The sequence below is a fragment of the Burkholderia ubonensis genome (assembly GCF_902833085.1).
GTDB classification, from domain to species: Bacteria; Pseudomonadota; Gammaproteobacteria; order Burkholderiales; family Burkholderiaceae; genus Burkholderia; species Burkholderia ubonensis.
In genome coordinates this window covers 1-20,912 of record NZ_CADFEB010000004.1, presented here as the reverse complement: position 1 = coordinate 20,912, position 20,912 = coordinate 1, and the positions used below count along the sequence as shown (strand labels likewise).

General features: G+C 66.8%; 17 protein-coding genes. 11 read left to right on the top strand and 6 right to left on the bottom strand.

The window, feature by feature from the left end; translation table 11 throughout:
• Positions 1-58: 58 nt before the first annotated feature.
• The 3 genes from HWX31_RS11275 to HWX31_RS11265 all read right to left on the bottom strand — a co-directional run bounded on the left by HWX31_RS11275 (position 59) and on the right by HWX31_RS11265 (position 2,319).
• The gene (locus HWX31_RS11275; RefSeq protein WP_059611872.1) at positions 59-601 is read right to left on the bottom strand and encodes a response regulator transcription factor; all 543 of its coding nucleotides are present in this window, start codon (positions 599-601) and stop codon (positions 59-61) included.
• Between the two features lie 34 nt (positions 602-635).
• Positions 636-2,006, bottom strand: coding sequence for an ATP-binding protein (locus tag HWX31_RS11270; RefSeq protein ID WP_174964428.1), 1,371 nt, complete (start codon positions 2,004-2,006; stop codon positions 636-638).
• 88 nt (positions 2,007-2,094) lie between these two features.
• Positions 2,095-2,319 (bottom strand): cysteine-rich CWC family protein, encoded by a 225-nt coding sequence (locus HWX31_RS11265; RefSeq protein WP_059611875.1) that lies wholly within the window; start codon positions 2,317-2,319, stop codon positions 2,095-2,097.
• A gap of 318 nt (positions 2,320-2,637) precedes the next feature.
• Between HWX31_RS11265 and argB the strand changes: the two genes are divergently transcribed.
• From argB to slmA, 3 genes are read left to right on the top strand one after another with little or no spacing between them, the layout of a single operon-like run.
• Positions 2,638-3,537: an acetylglutamate kinase gene (gene argB / locus HWX31_RS11260; RefSeq protein WP_010090348.1), complete on the top strand. Its 900-nt coding sequence runs from the start codon at positions 2,638-2,640 to the stop codon at positions 3,535-3,537.
• Positions 3,534-4,325: a pyrimidine 5'-nucleotidase gene (locus HWX31_RS11255; RefSeq protein ID WP_174964429.1), complete on the top strand. Its 792-nt coding sequence runs from the start codon at positions 3,534-3,536 to the stop codon at positions 4,323-4,325. The genes argB and HWX31_RS11255 overlap by 4 nt, the downstream gene beginning before the upstream one ends.
• Positions 4,292-4,969, top strand: coding sequence for a nucleoid occlusion factor SlmA (slmA, locus tag HWX31_RS11250; RefSeq protein WP_059662031.1), 678 nt, complete (start codon positions 4,292-4,294; stop codon positions 4,967-4,969). Before HWX31_RS11255 ends, slmA begins: the two co-directional genes overlap by 34 nt.
• Before the next feature lie 40 nt (positions 4,970-5,009).
• On the opposite strand, the gene tssH is transcribed toward slmA, so the two are convergent.
• The gene (gene tssH, locus HWX31_RS11245) at positions 5,010-7,682 is read right to left on the bottom strand and encodes a type VI secretion system ATPase TssH (protein WP_174964430.1); all 2,673 of its coding nucleotides are present in this window, start codon (positions 7,680-7,682) and stop codon (positions 5,010-5,012) included.
• A 360-nt stretch (positions 7,683-8,042) separates the two neighbouring features.
• Here tssH and HWX31_RS11240 point away from each other — a divergent pair, with 360 nt between their 5' ends.
• Genes HWX31_RS11240 through HWX31_RS11205 form a run of 8 tightly spaced genes read left to right on the top strand, consistent with a single transcriptional unit; the run spans position 8,043 to position 16,926 of the window.
• Positions 8,043-9,113 (top strand): TagK domain-containing protein, encoded by a 1,071-nt coding sequence (locus HWX31_RS11240; RefSeq protein WP_244143732.1) that lies wholly within the window; start codon positions 8,043-8,045, stop codon positions 9,111-9,113.
• Entirely contained in the window at positions 9,094-9,954 is an 861-nt protein-coding gene (locus HWX31_RS11235) for a type VI secretion system accessory protein TagJ (RefSeq protein ID WP_059616432.1), read from the top strand. Before HWX31_RS11240 ends, HWX31_RS11235 begins: the two co-directional genes overlap by 20 nt.
• A complete protein-coding gene (tssE, locus tag HWX31_RS11230; protein WP_059611886.1) occupies positions 9,938-10,459 on the top strand; it encodes a type VI secretion system baseplate subunit TssE in 522 nt (173 codons plus the stop codon). The genes HWX31_RS11235 and tssE overlap by 17 nt, the downstream gene beginning before the upstream one ends.
• A gap of 1 nt (position 10,460) precedes the next feature.
• Positions 10,461-12,341: a type VI secretion system baseplate subunit TssF gene (gene tssF, locus HWX31_RS11225; RefSeq protein ID WP_174964431.1), complete on the top strand. Its 1,881-nt coding sequence runs from the start codon at positions 10,461-10,463 to the stop codon at positions 12,339-12,341.
• A gap of 3 nt (positions 12,342-12,344) precedes the next feature.
• The gene (gene tssG, locus HWX31_RS11220) at positions 12,345-13,406 is read left to right on the top strand and encodes a type VI secretion system baseplate subunit TssG (protein ID WP_059611889.1); all 1,062 of its coding nucleotides are present in this window, start codon (positions 12,345-12,347) and stop codon (positions 13,404-13,406) included.
• The gene (tssA, locus tag HWX31_RS11215; protein WP_174964432.1) at positions 13,403-14,461 is read left to right on the top strand and encodes a type VI secretion system protein TssA; all 1,059 of its coding nucleotides are present in this window, start codon (positions 13,403-13,405) and stop codon (positions 14,459-14,461) included. Before tssG ends, tssA begins: the two co-directional genes overlap by 4 nt.
• 50 nt (positions 14,462-14,511) lie before the next feature.
• A complete protein-coding gene (locus HWX31_RS11210) occupies positions 14,512-15,543 on the top strand; it encodes a fimbrial protein (RefSeq protein WP_174964433.1) in 1,032 nt (343 codons plus the stop codon).
• Between the two features lie 30 nt (positions 15,544-15,573).
• Positions 15,574-16,926: a GlcNAc-transferase family protein gene (locus HWX31_RS11205; RefSeq protein ID WP_174964434.1), complete on the top strand. Its 1,353-nt coding sequence runs from the start codon at positions 15,574-15,576 to the stop codon at positions 16,924-16,926.
• 54 nt (positions 16,927-16,980) lie between these two features.
• Here HWX31_RS11205 and HWX31_RS11200 read toward each other — a convergent pair whose 3' ends face one another.
• Together HWX31_RS11200 and HWX31_RS11195 are read right to left on the bottom strand one after the other, a co-directional pair.
• Positions 16,981-20,433 carry an RHS repeat-associated core domain-containing protein gene (locus HWX31_RS11200; protein WP_174964435.1) on the bottom strand — a complete coding sequence of 1,151 codons (3,453 nt, stop codon included), beginning with the start codon at positions 20,431-20,433 and terminating at the stop codon, positions 16,981-16,983.
• 11 nt (positions 20,434-20,444) lie between these two features.
• Positions 20,445-20,711: a PAAR domain-containing protein gene (locus tag HWX31_RS11195; RefSeq protein WP_080400576.1), complete on the bottom strand. Its 267-nt coding sequence runs from the start codon at positions 20,709-20,711 to the stop codon at positions 20,445-20,447.
• Positions 20,712-20,912: the final 201 nt, after the last annotated feature.

Below are 20,912 nucleotides of genomic sequence, written 5' to 3'. Positions count from 1 at the left end.
CGGACCAGGCCCCGTCAACACCAGACTCACGCAAGCTTCGCGCGAAGTCCCGCTCACCTCACTGCCGTACCGGCTTCTTCGCGAGCTTGCGCTGCAGCGTGCGACGGTGCATGTTCAGCGCACGGGCCGTCGCCGAGATGTTGTTGTTGTTCTCCGCGAGCACGCGCTGGATGTGCTCCCATTCGAGCCGGTCGACCGACAGCACGACCGGGTGCTCGAGTGCTTCGTCCGCCTGCACTTCGCTCGCGTTGGTCTGCAGCGCGGCCAGGATCGACTCGATGTTCGCCGGCTTCGCGAGATAGTTGTCGGCGCCTTCCTTCACGGCCTGCACCGCCGTCGCGATGCTCGCGTAGCCCGTCAGCACGAGAATCCGCGCGTCCGGCTGCAGGTCGCACAGCGGCGCGATCAGGCTCAGCCCCGAGTCGTCGCCGAGATGCAGGTCGACGGTGATGAACTGGAACTTGCCCGCCGCGGCGAGCTTGAGCGCCGTCTCCTTGTCGTGCGCCTGCTGGACCGCATAGCCGCGGCGCTCGAGGCCGCGCGCAAGCGTGCCCGCAAACACCTCGTTGTCGTCGATCACCAGGAAGTTGTTGTCGCTCATGTGGTTTCTCCGTCTATATGTGGTTGGGGGCGAACTACGCCGCGTGGCGCGTCACCGGCAGGCGCAGCACGGCCCGCGTGCCGCGGCCCGGGGAGGCTCCGGCCGAGCGGCCGCCGGAGCGCCCGGCTCCGTTGGCCGCTTCCGGCGCGTGACCGTCGGATGCGCCGACCGGCAGGCCCGCTACGGCCGCCGCCGCGCGCGGCTTCGCGTCCGACAGCTCGATGTGGCCGCCGAGCCGCGCCGCCGCGCTGAACGCAAGGTACAGGCCGACCCCGTGCCCGCCCTGCGTGCTGTCGACCGGCATCGCGCCGAGCGACTCGCGCAGCGGGGCCGGAATGCCCGGACCATCGTCGCGTACTTCGAATTCGATCTCATCCGACTTGCCGTCGTGCGCGACCTTCGCCGCGAGCGTCACGTGCTGCGGGCTCGCGCGTGCTGCATTGTCGAGCAGGATCGTCAGGATCTGGCCGGCCGCGACGGGGTCGTCGAGCGCGACGCCCGCCGGCCGCGCGCCGAGCAGCTCGAACTGCACGTGCGGATGCCGCAGCCGCCAGTGCTCGACGAACGTGTCGAGCCAGTCGTCGACGGGCTGGCGGCTCGCCGGCGCGCTCGCGCGGCTGCGCAGGCGCGCGAGCGCGGACGTGCAGAGCGTCATCTGCTCGTCGAGCACCTTCAGGTCGGCGTCGTAGCGCGCAAGGCCGGCATCGGTGCGCGCGGCGTCGCGCAGTTCCTCGGTCAGCATCGCGATCGTCGACAGCGGCGTGCCCATCTCGTGCGCGACCGTCGCCGCCTGCACGCCGAGCGCGACCGCCCGCTCGTCGCGCAAGAGCCGCTGCTGCGCCTCGCCGAGCGCCGCGTCGCGCTGGCGCAGCGCGTTCGACATGCGCGCGACGAACCACGCGATCAGTCCCACGCTGACCATGAAGTTCACCCACATCCCGGTTCGGTAGTAGTCGAACAGGTTCGCCGGATTGTCCATGTTGAGCGGCACCGAATCGAAGCCGAGCGCCGCATAGCAGGCGACCGCGAACGCCGCGAGCCAGATCATCAGGTGCCACGGCAGCACGGCCGCCGCGATCGCAAGCGACGGCAGGTACAGCGACACGAACGGGTTGGTCGTGCCGCCGGACAGGAACAACAGCGCCGACAGCGCGCCGAGATCCACCCACAGCTGGCCGAGCAGCTCGAAATTGGTCTCGGGCCGCGCGCGCAGCACCCGCACCCAGGTCAGCGCGTTGAAGACGATTTCGAGCGCGATGACCATCAGCATCGCCGGCAGCGGCAGATGCACGCCGAAATAGGTCTGGACGACGCCGATCGTCGCGAGTTGGCCGATGATCGCGAGGTTTCGCAACCAGAACAGATGGCTGAGGTTGACGCGGCCGGTAGTGGTGATTCGTTGCATTCGCCCAGTTTACCCGTTTAACCGGGGGCGCCCCTAGGAAGGGGCCAGAACGCGAGCCCCGGACATCGCGCGTCCCCGGCCATCTCCGCTACGCCGGCTTTCCCGCCACGCGCCGAGCGATCTCGTCGGCAAGACATTCCGGGCACAGGCAACGCGCGCCGCTGGCCGGCTGCGCGCCGTCGGGCAGCCCGGGCATAGACATGCACCAGCAGTCGAACGGCTGCGTGCGCGCGCCGCAGTCGAAGCTGCGGCTGCAACGCGGGCAGCGCGCGCTTCGCGGGGCGCGGCGGCGATCGGCGGTGGTGTCGGTCATGACGGGGCGGCTGAGAACGGGCGTGGCGGCACCCAACGAAACAAGCATAACGCGGCGGCCGGATTTTGCGGGTCGGCCGAACGGCTAACGTCGAGGGCCGCAAGCGCGGGAAGGGCGTGCGAACGGCGCGCATCGCGCCCTCCCCGGCGCCGCGTCCACCCCCGGCTTTCCCGCGCCGGCCGGGCCGCGCAGCCCGATCGCCCGTTGCGCCGCCCCCTGCCGCCACGCGTCCCCGCCCGCCCAAAATCCCCGATGCTGCGCTGCGCCACTCCTGTACAATTCGCCCTGTTTCAACCGTTCCCAGCCAGAGCCGCCGCCATGTCCGAGCCCATCGACCTCTCGCAGATCGCCCCCACGCTGAAAGCCGAAATCCTCGCGGAGGCGCTGCCGTACATCCGCCGCTACCACGGCAAGACCGTGGTCATCAAATACGGCGGCAACGCGATGACGGAAGAACGGCTCAAGCAAGGCTTCGCGCGCGACGTGATCCTGCTGAAACTGGTCGGCATCAACCCGGTGATCGTCCACGGCGGCGGCCCGCAGATCGACCAGGCGCTGAAGAAGATCGGCAAGCAGGGCACCTTCATCCAGGGCATGCGCGTCACCGACGAGGAGACGATGGAAGTCGTCGAGTGGGTGCTGGGCGGCGAAGTGCAGCAGGACATCGTGATGCTGATCAACCACTTCGGCGGCCACGCGGTCGGCCTGACGGGCAAGGACGGCGGCCTGATCCACGCGCGCAAGCTGCTGATGCCGGACCGCGACAATCCGGGCCAGTACATCGACATCGGCCAGGTCGGTGAAGTCGAGGCGATCAACCCGGCGGTCGTGAAGGCACTGCAGGACGACGCGTTCATTCCGGTGATCTCGCCGATCGGCTTCGGCGAGGATGGCCTCTCGTACAACATCAACGCCGACCTGGTCGCCGGCAAGCTCGCGACGGTGCTCAACGCCGAGAAGCTGCTGATGATGACCAACATCCCGGGCGTGATGGACAAGGACGGCAACCTGCTGACCGACCTGTCGGCGCGCGAGATCGACGCGCTGTTCGAGGACGGCACGATCTCGGGCGGCATGCTGCCGAAGATCTCGTCGGCGCTCGATGCCGCGAAGAGCGGCGTGAAGTCGGTGCACATCGTCGACGGCCGGATCGAGCACTCGGTGCTGCTGGAAATCCTTACCGAGCAGCCGTTCGGCACGATGATCCGCTCGCATTGAGCGCCCGCCGCCAGCCACCTTCCCCCGACCTGCCGGCCGCCCTGCGGCGCCGGCGCATCTCGCGCAGCCGGCCCCGCGCCGGCGCGCCGGTGTGGCTGTTCGATCTCGACAACACCCTTCACCACGCATCGCACGCGATCTTCCCCGAGATCAACCGCGCGATGACGCAATACATCATCGACGCGCTCCAGGTCGGGCGCGCCGAAGCCGACCGCCTGCGCAACGACTACACCGTGCGCTACGGCGCGGCGCTCCTCGGCCTCACCCGCCACCACCGGATCGATCCGCACGACTTCCTGCGCGTCGTCCACACGTTCGCGGACCTGCCCGCGATGCTGCGCGCGGAGCGCGGCCTCGCACGGATCGTCGCCGCGCTGCCCGGCCGCAAGTTCGTGCTGACCAATGCGCCGGAGAACTACGCGCGCGCGGTGCTGCGCGAGCTGCGCATCGAGCGGCTGTTCGAGCGCGTGATCGCGATCGAGCACATGCGCGACCGCCGCGCGTGGCGCGCGAAGCCCGATTACACGATGCTGCGCCGGACGCTGCGCGCCGCGCACGCGCGCCCGGCGGACGCGATCCTCGTCGAGGACACGCGCAGCCACCTGAAGCGCTACAAGCGCCTCGGCATCGGCACCGTATGGATCACCGGCCATCTGCCGGGCCACCTGCCGGGCACCGGCCGCCCGCATTATGTCGACCAGCGGATTCGTTCGTTAAAATCGCTCCGACTGGGCACTCGATCGGGGCGACAGAAATGCAGCCGACTCACCCGCAGGACCAAGCGGTAACGGACGACCAGGCTCCACCCACCCGCACCCGCGCGCGCCCGAAGCCGGGCGAGCGCCGCATGCACATCCTTCAGACGCTCGCGACGATGCTCGAGGCACCGAAGCGCGAGAAAGTCACGACGGCTGCGCTGGCGGCGCGGCTCGACGTGTCGGAGGCCGCGCTGTACCGCCATTTCCCGAGCAAGGCGAAGATGTACGAGGGACTGATCGAGTTCATCGAACAGTCACTGTTCGGCCTAGTCAACCAGATCGTCGAGAAGGAGCCGAACGGCGTGCTGCAGGCCCGCACGATCGCGCTGACGATGCTCAATTTCGCCGCGAAGAATCCCGGCATGACGCGCGTGCTGACGGGCGAGGCGCTCGTCGGCGAGGACGGGCGGCTGACCGAGCGCGTCGACAAATTACTCGAGCGGCTTGAAGCGTCGATCAGGCAATGCCTGCGGCTCGCGCTCCTCAACGCGAACGCGCGCGACGCCCACCCCGCCGCGCGCACGGTGCCACTGCCCGCCGATTACGACCCATCGGTGCGCGCCAGCCTCGTCGTCAGCTACGTGCTCGGCCGCTGGCACCGCTACGCAAACAGCGGCTTCGCGAAAATGCCGGCCGAACACGCGGATGCCCAACTGCGTCTGATCCTGCAGTAGACGACAAGGCCGCGAGCGGACGATCCGCGGCCTCGCCCCGTCAGTCGCCCTCTTGCGCGTAAGACGCCCGGAACGCGAATGCTTCCGCGGGCGCCGCGCCGGCGTCGACCAGATCGAGCTCGATGCGCGCCAGCGTGCGCTTCGACGCAAGCGCGTCGAGCCACTGCGCAGCGAGCCGCGGCAGCACGTGCTGCTCGATGAAGCCGATCAGCAGACGCGCCCCCGTTTCCTGCACGAGGCAGCGTTCGACGATGTAGTCGAGCACGGCCGGCGCATAGCTGAACGCCACGCCGTGCCCGTCGGCCATGCGGGCGGTCACGCGGTCCAGATGCAGACGCACGATTTGCGACAGCGTCGCCTGCGCGAGCGGCCGGTACGGCACCACGCTCACGCGTCCGAGGAACGCAGCCGGGAACGTCTTCAGCAGTGCCGGCCCGAGCGCCGTGCACAGCGCGTCAGCGTCGGGCGCGAGCGTCTCGTCCGAGCACAGGCTCGCGATCAGGTCGGAACCGGCGTTGCTCGTCAGCAGGATCGTCGTGTGGCGGAAGTCGATGTAGCGCCCGTCGCCGTCCTCCATGTAACCCTTGTCGAACACCTGGAAGAACATCTCGTGCACGTCGCCGTGGGCCTTCTCGATCTCGTCGAGCAGGACAACCGAATACGGTCGGCGCCGCACCGCCTCGGTCAGTACGCCGCCCTCGCCGTAACCGACGTAGCCGGGCGGCGCGCCCTTCAGCCCGGACACCGTGTGGGCCTCCTGATACTCGCTCATGTTGATCGTGATCAGGTTCTGCTCGCCGCCGTACAGCGCCTCGGCGAGCGCCAGCGCCGTCTCGGTCTTGCCGACGCCCGACGGGCCGGCCAGCAGGAACACGCCCAGCGGCTTCCTCGGATCCGTCAGTCCTGCGCGCGCGGTCTGCACGCGCTCGCCGATCCGCAGGAGCGCATCCCTCTGCCCGATCACGCGGGCAGAGAGCGTGTCGGGCAGCGTGCGCACCGCCGCGACCTCGTCGGTGACCATCCGGCGCACGGGAATGCCCGTCCAGTCCGACACGATTTCCGCAACGATCGCCTCGTTCACTTCCGGGAAGACGAGCGCCGTGTCGCCCTGCAGTTCCTCGAGCGCGCGCTCGAGCGTTTGCAGCCGGTCGTCCGGCAAGCCGTCACCGGCGGCCTCCCCCGCCGCTTCACGCGCGCTCAGCAACGCCTGCGCGGCGTCGGCCTGCGCCCGCCAGCGCGCCTCCACACCCTCGGCCTCCCGTTCCAGCTCGACGATGCGCGCCTGCGCGCGGGCCAGTGCATCCGCGTCGCCGAGACCGATGCGCCGTTCATGCTCGAGCAGGTCGCATTCGACGCGCACGGCCTGCAAGCGCTGACGCACGTCCTGCAGTTCGCGCGGCGGCGCGTGCTGCGACAGCGCCACGCGCGCGCAGGCGGTGTCGAGCAGGCTGATCGCCTTGTCCGGCAGTTGCCGCGACGGAATATAGCGATGCGACAGCGCGACCGCCGCGCGAATCGCCTCGTCGAGCACGACGACGCCGTGGTGCCGCGAGAAGGTCCGCGTGAGCCCGCGCACCATGTCGATCGCGGCCGCTTCCTGCGGCTCCGGGACCTGCAGCACCTGGAAGCGCCGCGTCAGCGCCGGATCCTTTTCGATGTGCCGCTTGTATTCGGCCCAGGTCGTCGCGCCGATCGTGCGCAGCGTACCGCGCGCCAGCGCCGGCTTCAGCAGGTTCGCTGCATCGCCCGTGCCGGCCTGGCCACCCGCGCCGATCAGCGTGTGGACCTCGTCGACGAAGAGGATGACGGGCACGGTCGATTTCATCGCCGCCTCGAGCACGCCCTTCAGACGTGCCTCGAATTCGCCTTTCATGCTCGCGCCGGCGAGCAGCGCGCCGACGTCGAGACTCAGCAGGCGCACGTCGGCGAGTTTCGGCGGCACCTCGCCGTCGACGATCGCGCGCGCGAGGCCCTCGACCACGGCCGTCTTGCCGACGCCCGCCTCGCCCGTCAGCAGCGGATTGTTCTGACGCCGGCGCAACAGCACGTCGATCATCGTGCGTATCTCGAGCTCGCGGCCGACGACCGGATCGATCTCGCCTGCCCGCGCGCGCGCGGTGAGATCGCTGCAATACTGCTCGAGCGGCGAGCCGCCGGCCGCCGCCGGCGCGAGTGCGCCTGCCGACTCGCCGGGCACTGCGCCACCGAAGTCGGTGCCGTCGTACGGCACATCCGCAGCCTCCGGCGATCCGGCGATCCACGCGGGCAGCATCTCGCCCAGGCAATCGAGCGGGATCTTGCCGAACGCGGGAGAGATCGACAGCAGCACACGGCGCAACTCGGGCGTCGTAACGAGCGCCGCGACGAGCCATGCGCCGCGGACCCGCCGATCGCCGAAATCCAGCGAGGCCAGCACCCATGCCCGCTCGATGGCCGTCTCGATATGGTGCGAGAAGTCGCTGATCGAGCTCGCGCCGGCCGGCAGCGCGGCCAACGCACGCAGCACGTCCTGATCGAGCGTCTCGGCGTCGATGTCGCAGTGCCGGACGATCCGTTGCAGATCGCCGTCCGGGGCCTGCAGCAATTGATGCAGCCAATGCGCCAGCTCGACGTACGGGTTGCCGCGCAACTTGCAGAAAGTCGTGGCGGACTCGACGCTTCGGAACAGCGAATGGCCGAGTTTGCCGAACAGGGCTTGCCTCGAAATTGTCATGACCTCGATCCGGAAATAGGTGACGTCGCATGCGAAGACGACGCGGATACGTTCTTGCTCCCGTCCGTCGTCACAAATGCAAACGACAAAAGCGATGACATTAATCCCGGCATAACCTACAACTCAATCGGACAAGTATTATTTTTTCGCCAAAGAGATAGGTTGATTATTAGACATCGTCAGCCCGACCAACTTCCCACGGCACTCCACCGCCATCTGCCTCGCATATTTAGAACAATTCCCATATATCTCAAAATTAGCACGCGATAAGATGTCCATTAACCTGCCGGTCAGGATTTTAAATTTATCGAGATAATCGATTTATCGATAGCTGTCTCTTATCTCGAATTAGCTCGACGCATGCTGCCGCGCCAAAGCCCTTCCGTCTTTTACTGGTCAACCGTTATGTCGAAAACAAGCGAGAACGCGTCTCGTGCTCCCGACTGCGCACCGTTCGATAGCGTGCATGCCGACACCTCACCGGTTCCGTTCGCGAAGCTCGTCCGGCGGGGCGGCCGCTCGCCGCGCACCCCGATGCAACACGCGATCGGCCCGGCGCGGTGCGCGTATTCGCCGTCGTCCGGCGATTTCGCTCCGCTGCCTGACGACGCGAACGCGCTCGCCGGCCATGTCGTCTTCACCGTCGACGTCGATGGCGACATCCGGCTGGAAAATCACGGCGAGGCGCTCGCCTGCCGCGTCGGCAGCACTATGGTGCCGCGACACGGCACGTGCGCAGTCCCATTCGGCGCGACGATCACGGTCGGCGTCGACGAACTGACCGTCGGCTTGCCGTCCGCCGCCGTTGCGCTGGACGACACCCCGCCGTCCATCGACCTGACCGCGCTGGGCAACGCGCTACCCCGCAGCGAGCCGGCCGGGTTCACCGACCTTGCCGCGCTGGCATGCGCGGAATCGGATGCCGGCGCGGCGCTCGCCGTGTTCGACGACGAACCTCTCGGCCTCGTCGCGCCGGTATCGCCCAACGCCGACGACGGCGATCCGCTCGAGAAACTGCTCGCCGAATACCGACGGGCGTTGATCCATCGCGAGCGTGACTATGCGCACGAACTGAAGGAGATCGAGCAGCCGCAGATCGCCGCGCCCCTGCCCGACGATCCGTTCCTCGACGCCCCCGGCCGCTATCGGACGGGCTCTCTGTTGAACGATCTGCTGGACAAGCGCCAGCAGATCGATTTCGTGCTCGACGGAATGAATCCGTTCCTCGCCGAGCAGCTTTTCGTCGACGACACGCGGCACGACGTCCTCCTCCTGCTCGCTCCGGCGCATCGGCAGCGGCCGCACTTCGCGTCCGCGGCGCTGCTCGCGCGCCATGAGCATCACCTGATCAGTGTCGATAGCCACTTCCCGATGCTGAACACCATCACCGACACTTCAACGACCGAACGACATGACGACGAACGCCCCTGATCCGGCCACGCAGGCCATCGACCGACCGACGCAGCAGAACCTGGTGCATACCGGGTCATTTGAAGCGCTGAAGGAACGGACCATCGAAACGGTCCGCCGGCGCCCCTCCGACGCGTCGGAGCGCTGGCTGCTGTTCCAGTTGCTGTGCGTCGACGGCGACTGGGAACGCGCGCTCAAGCAGTTGCAGACGTGGGCGACCCTCGAGCCCGAAGGCGCGGCGCGCGCTCAGCTGCATCGCGAGCTGATCGAGAGCGAGATATTCCGCGCCGAAGTATTCGCCGGTACACGCACGCCCGGCTTCATCGACGGCGCCGCGCCCGCATGGATCGACCTGTTGCTGCAGGCGAACGCGCGCCTCGGCGCCGGAGACGTGGCAGGCGCCGACGCGCTGCGCCGGGCGGCGCTCGACGAGGCGCCGGCAAGCCGCGGCGAAAGCCCCGAAATGGACGGCTTCGACTGGCTGACCGACAGCGACACGCGGCTCGGGCCGGTCTGCGAAATGACCGTGGCGGGCGGCTACCGATGGATTCCGTTCGCCCGGATCAAATCGCTGACGCTTACCCCGATCGGCACGCTGACCGATCTCGTCTGGCGGCCTGCCACGCTCATCCTGCGCGACGCCACGGTGCTCAGAGGCTACGTGCCGACCCGCTATCCGGGCTCGGAACACGGCCCCGCCGAGATCCGGCTCGCGCGCGAAACCCGCTGGCAGGACGTCGGCGAAACCAACGTGATCGCGCTCGGACAAAAAACCTGGACGACCGACCGCGGCGACTGGGGCCTGCTGGACGTCGGCAGCTGCCGCTTCACGGACGAAGGCGAAGATGGCACGGCATCCTGACGACCTGCACCGGCCCGCCTACCTGCCGTCCCTGCTCGACCGGCTGCAGGACGACGCGCCGCACGCGCGCCACGAAACGCCCAGCGCGTATGCGCCGAACGGCGAAGGCATGCGCCGCATCATTCAGCGCGATCTCGCGCTGCTGCTCAACTCCACCAACCTCGACGGCGAGCTGGACGCCGCCCGCTACCCGCAGGCTGCCGCGTCCGTCGTCAACTACGGCGTGCCGCCGTTGTCGGGGAGCTACCTGAGCGACCGGAACTGGGAAACGATCGAGAAGCTCGTCAAAACCGCCATCGTCCGTTTCGAGCCGCGCCTGCTGCCGGAGTCGCTCGCGATCCGGCCCGTCGTCGGACGCGAAGCCGCCAGTTACAACAAGCTGATGTTCGAGATTCGCGGGCTGATGCAATGGTCGCCGTACCCACTCGAATTCCTGATCCAGAGCACCTTCGACATCGAAACGAACAAGGTAACGCTCGATCCGGGCGCTCGCATCGGACACTGACATGGATCCAAGATTTCTCGACCACTACAACCGCGAACTGACCTACATGCGGGAGCTGTCCGCGGAATTCGCCGCGCAGCACCCGAAGATCGCCCGCCGGCTCGGCATGCAAGGCATCGAAATTGCCGACCCCTACGTGGAACGGATGATCGAGGCGTTCTGCTTCATGTCGGCTCGTACCCAGCTCAAGCTCGACGCGGAATTCCCACGTTTCACGCAACGCCTGCTCGAGGTCGTGTACCCGAACTACGTCGCGCCGACGCCGTCGATGGCGGTGGCACGGCTGCGCCCGAGCCTGCGCGAAGGCAATTTCAGCAAAGGCTTCACGGTGCCGCGCCACAGCGTGCTGCGTTCGGCGATCCCGCCGGGAGAGCAGACGGCCTGCGAGTTCCGCAGCGGTCATGAAATCACGCTGTGGCCGATCGAGATCGTCGACGCGAAGCTGACCGCCGTGCCGCCCGATCTTCCCGACCTCGAGCGCAGCCTGCTGCCGCACATGCGGCTGCGCGGCGCGCTGCGGTTGCGGCTGCGCACGGTCGGCGAGGTCAAGTTCTCGCAGATCACCGGGCTCGACCGGCTGCCGCTCTATATCGGCGGCGACGAACGGATCGCGTCGCATCTGTTCGAATTGATCCATGCCGGCGGCGTCGCATCGGTCGTGCGCGCGTATGGCGCCGCGCGCAGCGACTGCGCGGTCGTTGCGAAGAACCCGGTCGACTTCGAGGGTCTCCGTCCGGATCAGAGCCTGCTGCCGCTGATGTGGAATACGTTCCACGGACACAACCTGCTGCACGAATACTTCACCTGCAGGCAGCGCTTCTATTTCTTCGCGCTGACGCAGTTGCAGGCCGGCCTGTCGGCGATCGACGGCAAGGAAGCGGAAATCGTGCTGCTGCTGGACCGGCTGCCCGACGAACTGGTGACGCACGTCGATGCGTCGAGCTTCCAGTTGTTCTGCACGCCGATCATCAACCTGTTTCCCAGGCGCACCGACCGGATCGAGATCAACCGTGCGCTGACCGCGTTCCACCTCATCCCGGATCGCAGCCGGCCGCTCGACTACGAGGTATTCTCGGTATCGCGCGTGTTCGGCCAGAAGGCGGAGTCGTCGAACGAAATCGCATTCAACCCGCTGTATCAGACATTGCACAGCGACATCGGCAATTACGGCCGCTACTTCTCCATTCTGCGCGAACCCCGCACGACGTCGGCCAATGCGCGCAAATACGGTACGCGCAGCCAATACGTCGGCACCGAGGTGTTCGTCTCGCTCGTCGACCAGGCCGAAGCGCCGTACGCGGACTCGATCCGCTATCTGTCCGTCGACGCGTGGCTGACCAATCGCGACCTGCCGCGCCTGATTCCCCGTAACGGATTCAACGACCTCACGATGCAGGATTCGGTGCCGATCGAGGGCGTGAGCCTCGTGCATCCGCCGAGCACGCCCCGCGAGCCGTATGCGACGGGCGAAACCGCGTGGCGGCTGATTCGTCAGCTGAGTTTCAACTACATGCCGCTTGCGGAACTCGACCATCGCGACGGCGGCCAGGCACTGCGCAACATGCTGCGGCTCTTCGTCGGCACGAGCGAGCGCGAGCAGTGCACGCAGATCGAGAGCCTGGTCGGCGCGCGCACCGAACCCGTCGTGCGGCGCCTGCCCGGACACGGCCTGCTCGTATATGGGCGAGGCGTCCGCTGCGAACTGACGGTCGACGAGACCGGCTTCTCGGGCGTGAGCCCCTATCTGTTCGGTCTCGTGCTCGAGCAATACCTGTCGCGGCACGTGTCGATCAACGTCTTTACCGAAACGGAGCTTCGCTCGATGCAGCGTGGGCTCGTGACGCGATGGAAGCCGCGCATGGGCGGACGGGGAGCTGTGTAGCCAATGGACATGTTCGATCCCGCGCCGATCAAGGACGGCTCGCCGCTGCACCCCGATTCGCTGCACATGTGGTTCGACGAGCGCACGCCGTGGCAGGCGGGCTTCCTCAGCCTGCTGCGCACGATCAGCGCACGCGACACGACCATGCCGCTTCCCGGCAAGGCCCGCCTGCCCAGGGAAGAGCCGTTCCGCGTCGGCCAGCAGCCGTCGATGGCGTTCGCGCCGCGCGAGGTCGCGGCACTCGACGTGCGGGGCGGCCGGCTCGACGTCCGGCTCTTCGGGCTCGGGCTCTGGGGGCCGCAGGGTCCGCTGCCGCTGCACATGACGGAACTGGCGTACAGCCGTGCGGAAAGCCAGCAGGACCAGACGCTCATCGCGTTCGCCAACCTGTTTCATCACCGTGCGCTCACGCTGTTCTACCGGGCGTGGGCATCGGCGCAGGCGACCGTCTCGCTCGACCGGCCTGAGCACGAGACCTTCTCGTTCTATGTCGGCAGCCTGATGGGCACCGATCCCGCCGAAGCGGCACGCACGCACCCGCCTCCGCATGCACGCTATGCGGCATCGGCACACCTGGTGCGCGAAGCGCGCAATCCGGATGGCCTCGCGTCGACGCTGTCTCATTACTTCGGCGTGCCGGTGGCGGTCGACGAATACGTGCCGCACTGGATTCAGATCGCCGGCCCGGAACGCTGCCTGCTCGGCGCGCCCGCGCCGTCGACCATCATGGGCGAGGGCGCGCTGCTGGGCGACATGATTCCCGATTGCCAGCACAAGTTCCGTCTCGTGATCGGGCCGCTCGATCTCGACCAGTACCTGCGCCTGACGCCCCACGGCGACGACCTGCCCACGCTGGTCGACTGGGTCCGCGCGTTCGTCGGCCTGGAATATGCGTGGGAGATCAAGCTGCTGGTCAAGCCGCGCGCGGCCCCACCCGCGCGCGCCGACAGCTCGCATCGGCTCGGCTACTCGACCTGGCTCGGCGAATCCATGGACGACGAACCCGTCGTCGGAATGGTGTTCGAGCCCGAGCAATACTGCGATCAACTGGAGCATTCCGCATGAACGCCAATACACCCGGCGCGGTGCTGCGCTACGCCGATCTCCTCGAGCCCGTTTCGGCCGAAGCGCCGTGCGGTCCCGATCTCGAATACGATCCGGCCTTCGTGATGCTGCAAGCAGCTGTCATTCCGAGGACGGACGCGCAATACGGCGATTTCGTCGACGCCCCGCAACAGGCGAACTGGGCCGAGGCCGAGCGCGACTGCCGCGCGCTGCTGCTGCGCACGAAGGACATCCGGCTGCTCACGATCCTGATCCGCTGCCGCATCCGTCAAAGCGGCGCCGAAGGTTTGCGCGACGGCATCGCGCTGTTGCAGCAGATGCTCGAGCGCTACGGCGAGACCTTGCATCCGATGCCGGTGTTCGACGGCGAGCGCGATCCGATCGTCTACTCGAACGCGATCGCCGCGCTGGCGGATACCGACGCGGCGCTGGCGGACGCCCGCGATATCCCGCTGCCGAAAACCGCCGGCCTGCAGCTGCAGTTGCGCGACATCGAGAAAGCGTTCGCGGTCCCGCGCGCCAAAGATGCGCTCGCGCCGGAGTCGGCGAGCCGGCTGCTGAGCGAATTGTGGAACCGGCGCGACCCGACGATCGTCGCGCTGGCCGACGCGCAACGCGCCGTCGCCGAGATCGCCACGCGGATGCGCGACGCGTTGCAGGCCGATGCGCCGGATCTCGACGGCATCGTGAAACTGCTGCAGCCTTTCGCGCAAACGGCCCTCGACGCGGGTCGCACACCGGCCGCCTCCAGTTCGTCCGATGCGCCGGCGGAACCGGCATCGGCGCCGGATGCAACCGAAGGCGCGCCCGCCGAAACGGCGATGCGCGAGGCCGGCGCCCCGGCCCGGACGGCGCCCGACACTCGGCCGACGGATCGCTGGAGCGCGCTCGCGACGATTCAGGAGACGCGCCGGTGGTTCGAGCAACACGAGCCGAGCAGCCCCGTCATCGTGCTGCTCCGGCAATCCGAACGCATGGTCGGCAAGCGCTTCTCGGAGCTTGCGGGCGTGATCCCCGCCGAGCTTCTCGCGCAGTGGGACGCCATCGACATCTGAGCGCCGCCGATCCGCCCGACCACGTTTCATTGTCTCCATCACAGGGTCACATGATGAAAAAAAACCGCGCTTTCCTAACCGCTGCCTGCCTGCTTGCCGCGTCGCCGGCCGTGCTGGCGTCGTGTCGGCCCATCACAGATGAAGAATTGATCACTTGGATGGATAAAGACATACCGAGCCAGCAGCTGACGACGTTCAACGTCAGCTTTCCCGCCGGTACAGTCGACGTCGACCCCGATCTGCCGATCGGCAGCAAGATCGTCACCGGCGAATCGGCTACCACGCCTGCTTTGATATTCATCGCCTGCGATCCACCGACCGGGGCGATCATCGTCGACTTCCTGACCCCTCCCACCCTTTCGCCACTCGGCAACAAGATTTACGCGACCAACGTGCCGGGCGTCGGGTTCCAGCTCAATTACGTGCGCGCCAGCGGCAGCACAAGCGCCGTGCCTTATACGAACAACTGGAAGGAACAACCGTCCTACCCCGGCACTCAGCCGGTCAACTATGGCGAGGGCGCGAAATACCGCGTCGATCTGTTCAAGACCAGCAACGACATCCCGAGCTTCTCGACGGCCACCTTCGGCCATCTCGCGCGAACCTACGGCGATGGCAATCCCGGTGTGGCGGTCGCCAACATCTACTCCGGCAACGTGTCGCTCCGAGTGTTGCCGAGTTGCCGCGTAGACAGCAGTACGCTGAACATCGACTTCGGCCAGTTCGGCCCCTATGACGTTTCGCAGACAACAGGCCCGACACGAGCCGTGAACTTCCGGGTGCTCTGCTCGGGTCCGACGCCCCCCGCGTCGATCACCGCCACGCTGAGCGCACCTCGGGACACGGACGATCCCGCACTGATCCAGAACACGGGCGCCCGGCACCTCGCGATCCGCCTGCAGGATAAAACGACCGGCGCGCTGCTGAAGCCCGGCGACGCGAGCAGCGCGCTCGTGCAGAAGCCGAACGGCGCGATGGAATCCGGCTTCGATCTCGAAGCCACCGTGCTGCGGGTCGGCAATCAGCCGCCCACCACGGGCAAGATCGATGCGACCTCGGTCATCACGCTCAGCATCCTCTAACGCCTCCGCGACACCCGAAATATCGACACCATGGAACGCACCATTTTCGTCCAGATCGCCAGCTATCGCGATCCGCAGCTGATCCCGACGCTGCTCGACCTGATCGAGCGGGCCGTCCACCCCGACCGGCTGCGGATCGTCGTGTGCTGGCAGCATGCGCTGGACGAGGCCATCGGCACCTTCTTCGCCCACGGTTTCTCGCGTTGGCACGCGCGCTACGATGGCGAGTTCGCGACGCATACGCTCTCCTATCGAGACGCAACGATCGAGCTGATCGACGTGCCTCACCAGCAGTCCCAAGGCGCCTGCTGGGCGCGCAACCTGATCCAGCAGCAGTACCGGAACGAGCGCTACACGCTGCAACTCGACTCTCACCACTGCTTCGTCGACGCATGGGACGAACAGGCCATCTCGATGCTCGAATCGCTGCGCTCGCGCAGCGCGAAGCCGCTCCTCACCACCTACCTGCCCGCATTCCAGCCCGGCAGGGGACGCGAAACGCTCGAGCATGTCCCGACCGGCCTGTATTTCCAGCGCTTTATGCCGGAAGGCGTGGTAACGATTCGTTCGGGGCTGCTCCACGACTGGCAAGCGTTGGAGGAGCCTGTCCCGAGCGCGTTCTACAGCGCCCACTTCGCTTTTGCCGACGGGCATTTCGCCGTGGACGTCCGGCACGATCCGGACTACTTCTTTCTGGGTGAGGAAATCTCGATCGCCGTTCGCGCGTTCACGCACGGCTACGATCTGTACTTCCCGCATCGCGTGCTCGCCTGGCACGAATACACGCGCGCCAGTCGCGCCAAGATATGGAACGACCACACGCCCGAAGCGCAGGCAAGCGGGCTCGTCACCAAGAATTGGCAGGAGCGCAACGCCCGTTCGTATGAACGGAACCGGGCGCTTCTCGGGGTGGACGGCACATCATGCGAGGGTGTCGATTTCGGCCCCTACGGCCTTGGAACCGAGCGCACGCTCGCACAGTACGAAGCCTACGCCGGCATCAGCTTCGCCCACCGCGGCGTACGCCGGGAAACGCTCGACGGCCAGCCGCCGATGCCTGATGCGCACGCCTGGGAATCCGCGGAAGAATGCAAAGCGATGCTGCTGCGGGCACATGACTTTCGCGTCTGGGCACATCAAAGCCGGTTCACGGATATCCTGCCGCAACTCGATCATTTTCGAATGAGCGCACAAGCGCAGGACGGGGCAATGGTGTACTGCAAAACGCTCGATGCCGCCCAGTTTCAAAAGAACATCAAGAGCGAGTGGTTCGACACGCACCTGTACTTCGCATCCGAATTCGAACGAGTTCCCACCCGTTACAAGATCGAATTGTTCGACCGTGACGGAACACTGCTGCGCGAATTCGACCGATCGATCTAGCGCCGGCGCGAAATTCCGGGGGGCGACCCGCCCCCCTTCAATACTTCGTCCCGTCTATCGGTCCAGCCATGCGAGCCATCCGCCGCAAGACACGACGTCGAGTTCATCGACATCGCCCGTCAACCTCCTCCACGGATCAATCGTGCCGTCTTCGCATGACGCGCCGTCAACGTCCGCCTTCGGCCGCCTCAGCGAAACGGCACGACCGGTCGGATTCGCGACGCTCAATGGATTCGACACGTAGCGATACGGGCTCACGCCCGCGGGTGCGGAACGGTCCGGGCTGAGATAGCGGCCCGTGTCGGGATCATAGTAGCGGCGGCCATTCAGATGAAGCCCGGTCTCGTCGTCCAGATACTGCCCCGCAAACCGCAACGGCTGCCGTACCTGCGTCGCCAGCTGAGTCCACGGCATCACGTGCCCCAACACCTTGTAGCGCCCGCTCCAGACGAGCTTGCCCGACTCGTTGGTCAACGCGACTGCCGTGCCGGCGAGATCGGTCTGGAAGTGGTACACATGCATCGCGTGAAACGTGCCGTCTTCCTTGCGTTGCTGATCGATGCACGCGAGCGGCGCGTAACCGACGACACCGTCCCGTGCCGGCTGATACAGATAAGTCCGAACGCTCTCGTTCGTCGTTTCCTGCACGAGACGCTCGCCTTGCCAGACGAATCGCGTGACCTCGGCGTTACCATCCGGCCACTGTGCCCCTCCCGCTTGCGGCTGCCCAACCGATTTACCGACACGGCGTCCCAGCGCATCGTAGCGGTAACGCACCACACAACGCCGCCCCTGCACGCTCATCAGCCGGCCGTCCGCGTCCCACGTGAACGTCTGTTCGTCCGCCGCGCTGCGCTTGGCGACGACCTGCCCCCAGGCATCGTATTCGTAGCGATATCCTCGATATTCGCGCAGCCGATGGTCGGGATAGGTGGCGAGCTGCCATCCGACCTGCGGCGTATCGAGCAGGTTGCCTGCGGCATCCCACGTGAAGTACTCGATGCCGAGCTCGTCCGATACGGCCCGCAGCAGGCAGCCGCGACGGTCGTAATCGTAATGGGTGCGACCGCCATAGCGATCGTCGACCTGCACGAGATTGTCGGCCGGGCTGTAGCGAAACTCCCGCCAGAATTCAATTTCGCCTGGCAGCATCTCATTGTCGGGCGTCCGGATCACCGTCATTGCAAACCAGCGCTCGAGCCAGGCGTCCGCATAAACGGAACGCAGGTAAAGGTCCCCCTGGGAGCGCAATAGTTGACGCGTCGTGGCATCGTAACGGAAGGCGGCGACACCGCGAATATCGTCGCCGCTGCTCAGCCCCGTGAGCACGACTGCGCCGGCATCGTCACGCTCCGTCTTCACGACGTGTCCGTCCGGCAGCGTCACGGCGACGAGCCGCCCTGCCGCATCGTACGCGTAGTGCATGGCCCCGTGCATGCCGTGCTCCGCCGTCAAATGCCCGGCTGAGTCGTATTCGAAGCGGATGGTGTCGGGCTCCACGCCGATCGCCGCCCCTGCTTCCGTCGGCAGGCAGTTGATCATCCCCAGCAGGCCGTCTCGCACATACGCGTAGCGATAGCGCATATGCTCGGTGTCGCGGCCGACGATGCGTCCAAGCGCATCGCTGGTGAAGGTTTCGATGCGTGTCTGCTCGCCCGACGTCGACGTGATCTGCACCAAATCGCCCGATGCGGCATAGCCGAACGAGCGCGTCACACCGTCCGCATCGACGATCGACGTCAACCGCGCGACCGGATCCCAGGTCAGGCGTTGAATCCCGCCGTTGCCGGCGACGGTGCGAATCCTCCGGCCGTGTGCATCGAATTCGTTCACGGTGGCGTTTCCTTCCTCGTCCACCGCGCGCACCACGCATCCGTACTGGTCGCGATGCCAGTGCCGCGCCTGCCCGTCGCAGCCGATCGACGTGGTCAACTGGCCCGCGGCGTTCCAGATTCGCCGCTCCTGCCTGCCGTCCGGCAGGGTGACGATCAACGGCTGCCCGAGCAAGTCCGGCTCGATACGCGTCACGGCCCCGAGCGGATCGGTGATTTCCACGACGTGCCCGTTGGAATCACGACGACACGTCACCGTGCGACCGGCGGCATCGGTCCGTTTCGACACAAGCCCGCGCCCGTCGCATTCAAGCGTGACGGCGCCACGCTGCTCGTGCGTGTCGGTGCGGACCTGTATGCCGTCCTGTTCCGCATACGTAATCTGCGTGATGCCGTCGGACGGCGACTGAACCTGGGTCGGCCGCAACTCATCGTCCCGACGCCACAGCCACGACCGGCCGTCTTTCAGGCGAATGCTCATCGGCTCACGTGTCGCGAACGCGTAGGTCGTCGATCGCTCGCCGCCCAACGGCGCCTCCTCGTGAGTCGGCCGCCCCAGTTCGTCGTTGACGGCACGCACCTGGCGCTCACCCGGCAACGTCAGCTCGGTCGGCCATCCCGCACCGTCGTACTGGAACGCATACCGCCGTCCGTCGAAATCGACATATGCGAGCACGTTGCCGCGCGCGTCGTACTGCCAGTGCGCCGTATGACCGAACACGTCGGTCGCCTGCGCGCTTCGTTCGGCCAGTTCGTACGTGCAGCGCTCGCGCGCTCCGCGGCATGTCGTGCGTTCGATCACGCGCGACATGCCGCCGATCGTCTGCCACGTGTAGCGCACGGTCTGCCGAAGCGGCCCGGTCTCCTCGACCATGCGACCGTTGTCGTCGTACGCAAAGCCTCGCACCAGGTCGCCGAGCCGGTTGCGCACCTCGGCAAGCCGGCCGCGCTCGTCGTAGGCGTAGCGCACGAGAAAGCCCGTCGGTCCACCATCAACGCATTCGATGCCGGTCAGGCGCGCCCCGTCGCGATCGTAGTGCATCCGCAATTCATGGCCGCAGGTTCCCCTCATGCGCTGCAGGCGACCCGCGTCGTCCCAGATGCAGCCGACCCGGCGGCGCCCCAGATCCTCGACATACTTGAGGCGTGCGACGCCATCTTCGTCGAATTCCCCGAACACGCTGTAATGCGGAACGAGATCGGCGATCACGATCCGGTCGTCCGCCAACCGGGCCACGTGAAGCTGCTCCGACGAGACGACGTACTGGCTGCCGCGTTCAGGCATCGGCAGCGACACGATCCGGCCCTGCCCGTCGACGTAATCGAGCCGGCCGTCGTCCCGGCGCAGCAACGTCGCCTCCCAGCTGGTCCGCCAACCGATCCCGAGTATGCCCTCGACAGACAGCGCACTCGAATAAAACCTCGCCCAGCCGATCGGCAAGCGGCCGGGCAACATGAAATCCACCTCGTTTCGTGGCAGGCAGACCTTGCTGCCCGAGACCATGTCGACCGACTCGCACAGCAGGCCCGACAACGCCCGCACGACCCCGTAGCGGCCGGCCAGATCGCCCGGCTGCTGCCAATGGCGATCGATGCGAGGCGGGGCGTCGAGCGATTCCAGTACCGTGCCCTGCAACCCGGCAAGCACGCCGCCCAATCCTCCAATTCCACTCATTCCAACTCCCGTTACCCGCCGATGAACACGTCGTCCGATCCCGACGCAATCGGGGCGCCGCAAGACGTGCAGCATGCGACGAAAGCCGCCGCCGAACCGTTGATGAATACGGATCCCGAACCGACGACGACCGCTTGGGCCGAGCAGTGAACGCCGCATACCGCGACGCAGCCGACGTAGACGGCCGATATCCCGTTGGTGAAGACGTCACTCGAACCGGTCACGATCGCTCCGCCATGGCCGATCGCGTCGCCGACTCTGGCAGCCGAATTGCTCATGGTGAATTTTCCCCCAGTAGAACCAATGACTTCATTGCTGCCGCGCCCGTACAGGGCGCGGCAGCGCACGACTTAGGGCCATCGAACCGAAAACTCCGACGGCGGCGGCGTTTCGCTCGGCGGCGGCGTTTCGCTCGGCGGCGGCGTTTCGCTCGGCGGCGGCGTCTCGCTCGGCGGCGGCGTCTCGCTCGGCGGCGGCGT

Excerpts from the sequence above, each read along its gene's own strand:
- argB (WP_010090348.1), top strand. The coding sequence starts at position 2,638 with ATGTCCGAGCCCATCGACCTCTCGCAGATCGCCCCCACGCTGAAAGCC.
- tssA (WP_174964432.1), top strand. The coding sequence starts at position 13,403 with ATGAACGCCAATACACCCGGCGCGGTGCTGCGCTACGCCGATCTCCTC.
- HWX31_RS11240 (WP_244143732.1), top strand. The coding sequence starts at position 8,043 with ATGCTGCCGCGCCAAAGCCCTTCCGTCTTTTACTGGTCAACCGTTATG.
- HWX31_RS11200 (WP_174964435.1), bottom strand. The coding sequence starts at position 20,433 with ATGAGTGGAATTGGAGGATTGGGCGGCGTGCTTGCCGGGTTGCAGGGC.
- HWX31_RS11235 (WP_059616432.1), top strand. The coding sequence starts at position 9,094 with ATGACGACGAACGCCCCTGATCCGGCCACGCAGGCCATCGACCGACCG.
- HWX31_RS11275 (WP_059611872.1), bottom strand. The coding sequence starts at position 601 with ATGAGCGACAACAACTTCCTGGTGATCGACGACAACGAGGTGTTTGCG.
- tssF (WP_174964431.1), top strand. The coding sequence starts at position 10,461 with ATGGATCCAAGATTTCTCGACCACTACAACCGCGAACTGACCTACATG.
- HWX31_RS11205 (WP_174964434.1), top strand. The coding sequence starts at position 15,574 with ATGGAACGCACCATTTTCGTCCAGATCGCCAGCTATCGCGATCCGCAG.
- tssG (WP_059611889.1), top strand. The coding sequence starts at position 12,345 with ATGGACATGTTCGATCCCGCGCCGATCAAGGACGGCTCGCCGCTGCAC.
- HWX31_RS11210 (WP_174964433.1), top strand. The coding sequence starts at position 14,512 with ATGATGAAAAAAAACCGCGCTTTCCTAACCGCTGCCTGCCTGCTTGCC.
- HWX31_RS11270 (WP_174964428.1), bottom strand. The coding sequence starts at position 2,006 with ATGCAACGAATCACCACTACCGGCCGCGTCAACCTCAGCCATCTGTTC.
- slmA (WP_059662031.1), top strand. The coding sequence starts at position 4,292 with ATGCAGCCGACTCACCCGCAGGACCAAGCGGTAACGGACGACCAGGCT.
- tssE (WP_059611886.1), top strand. The coding sequence starts at position 9,938 with ATGGCACGGCATCCTGACGACCTGCACCGGCCCGCCTACCTGCCGTCC.
- HWX31_RS11195 (WP_080400576.1), bottom strand. The coding sequence starts at position 20,711 with ATGAGCAATTCGGCTGCCAGAGTCGGCGACGCGATCGGCCATGGCGGA.
- HWX31_RS11265 (WP_059611875.1), bottom strand. The coding sequence starts at position 2,319 with ATGACCGACACCACCGCCGATCGCCGCCGCGCCCCGCGAAGCGCGCGC.
- tssH (WP_174964430.1), bottom strand. The coding sequence starts at position 7,682 with ATGACAATTTCGAGGCAAGCCCTGTTCGGCAAACTCGGCCATTCGCTG.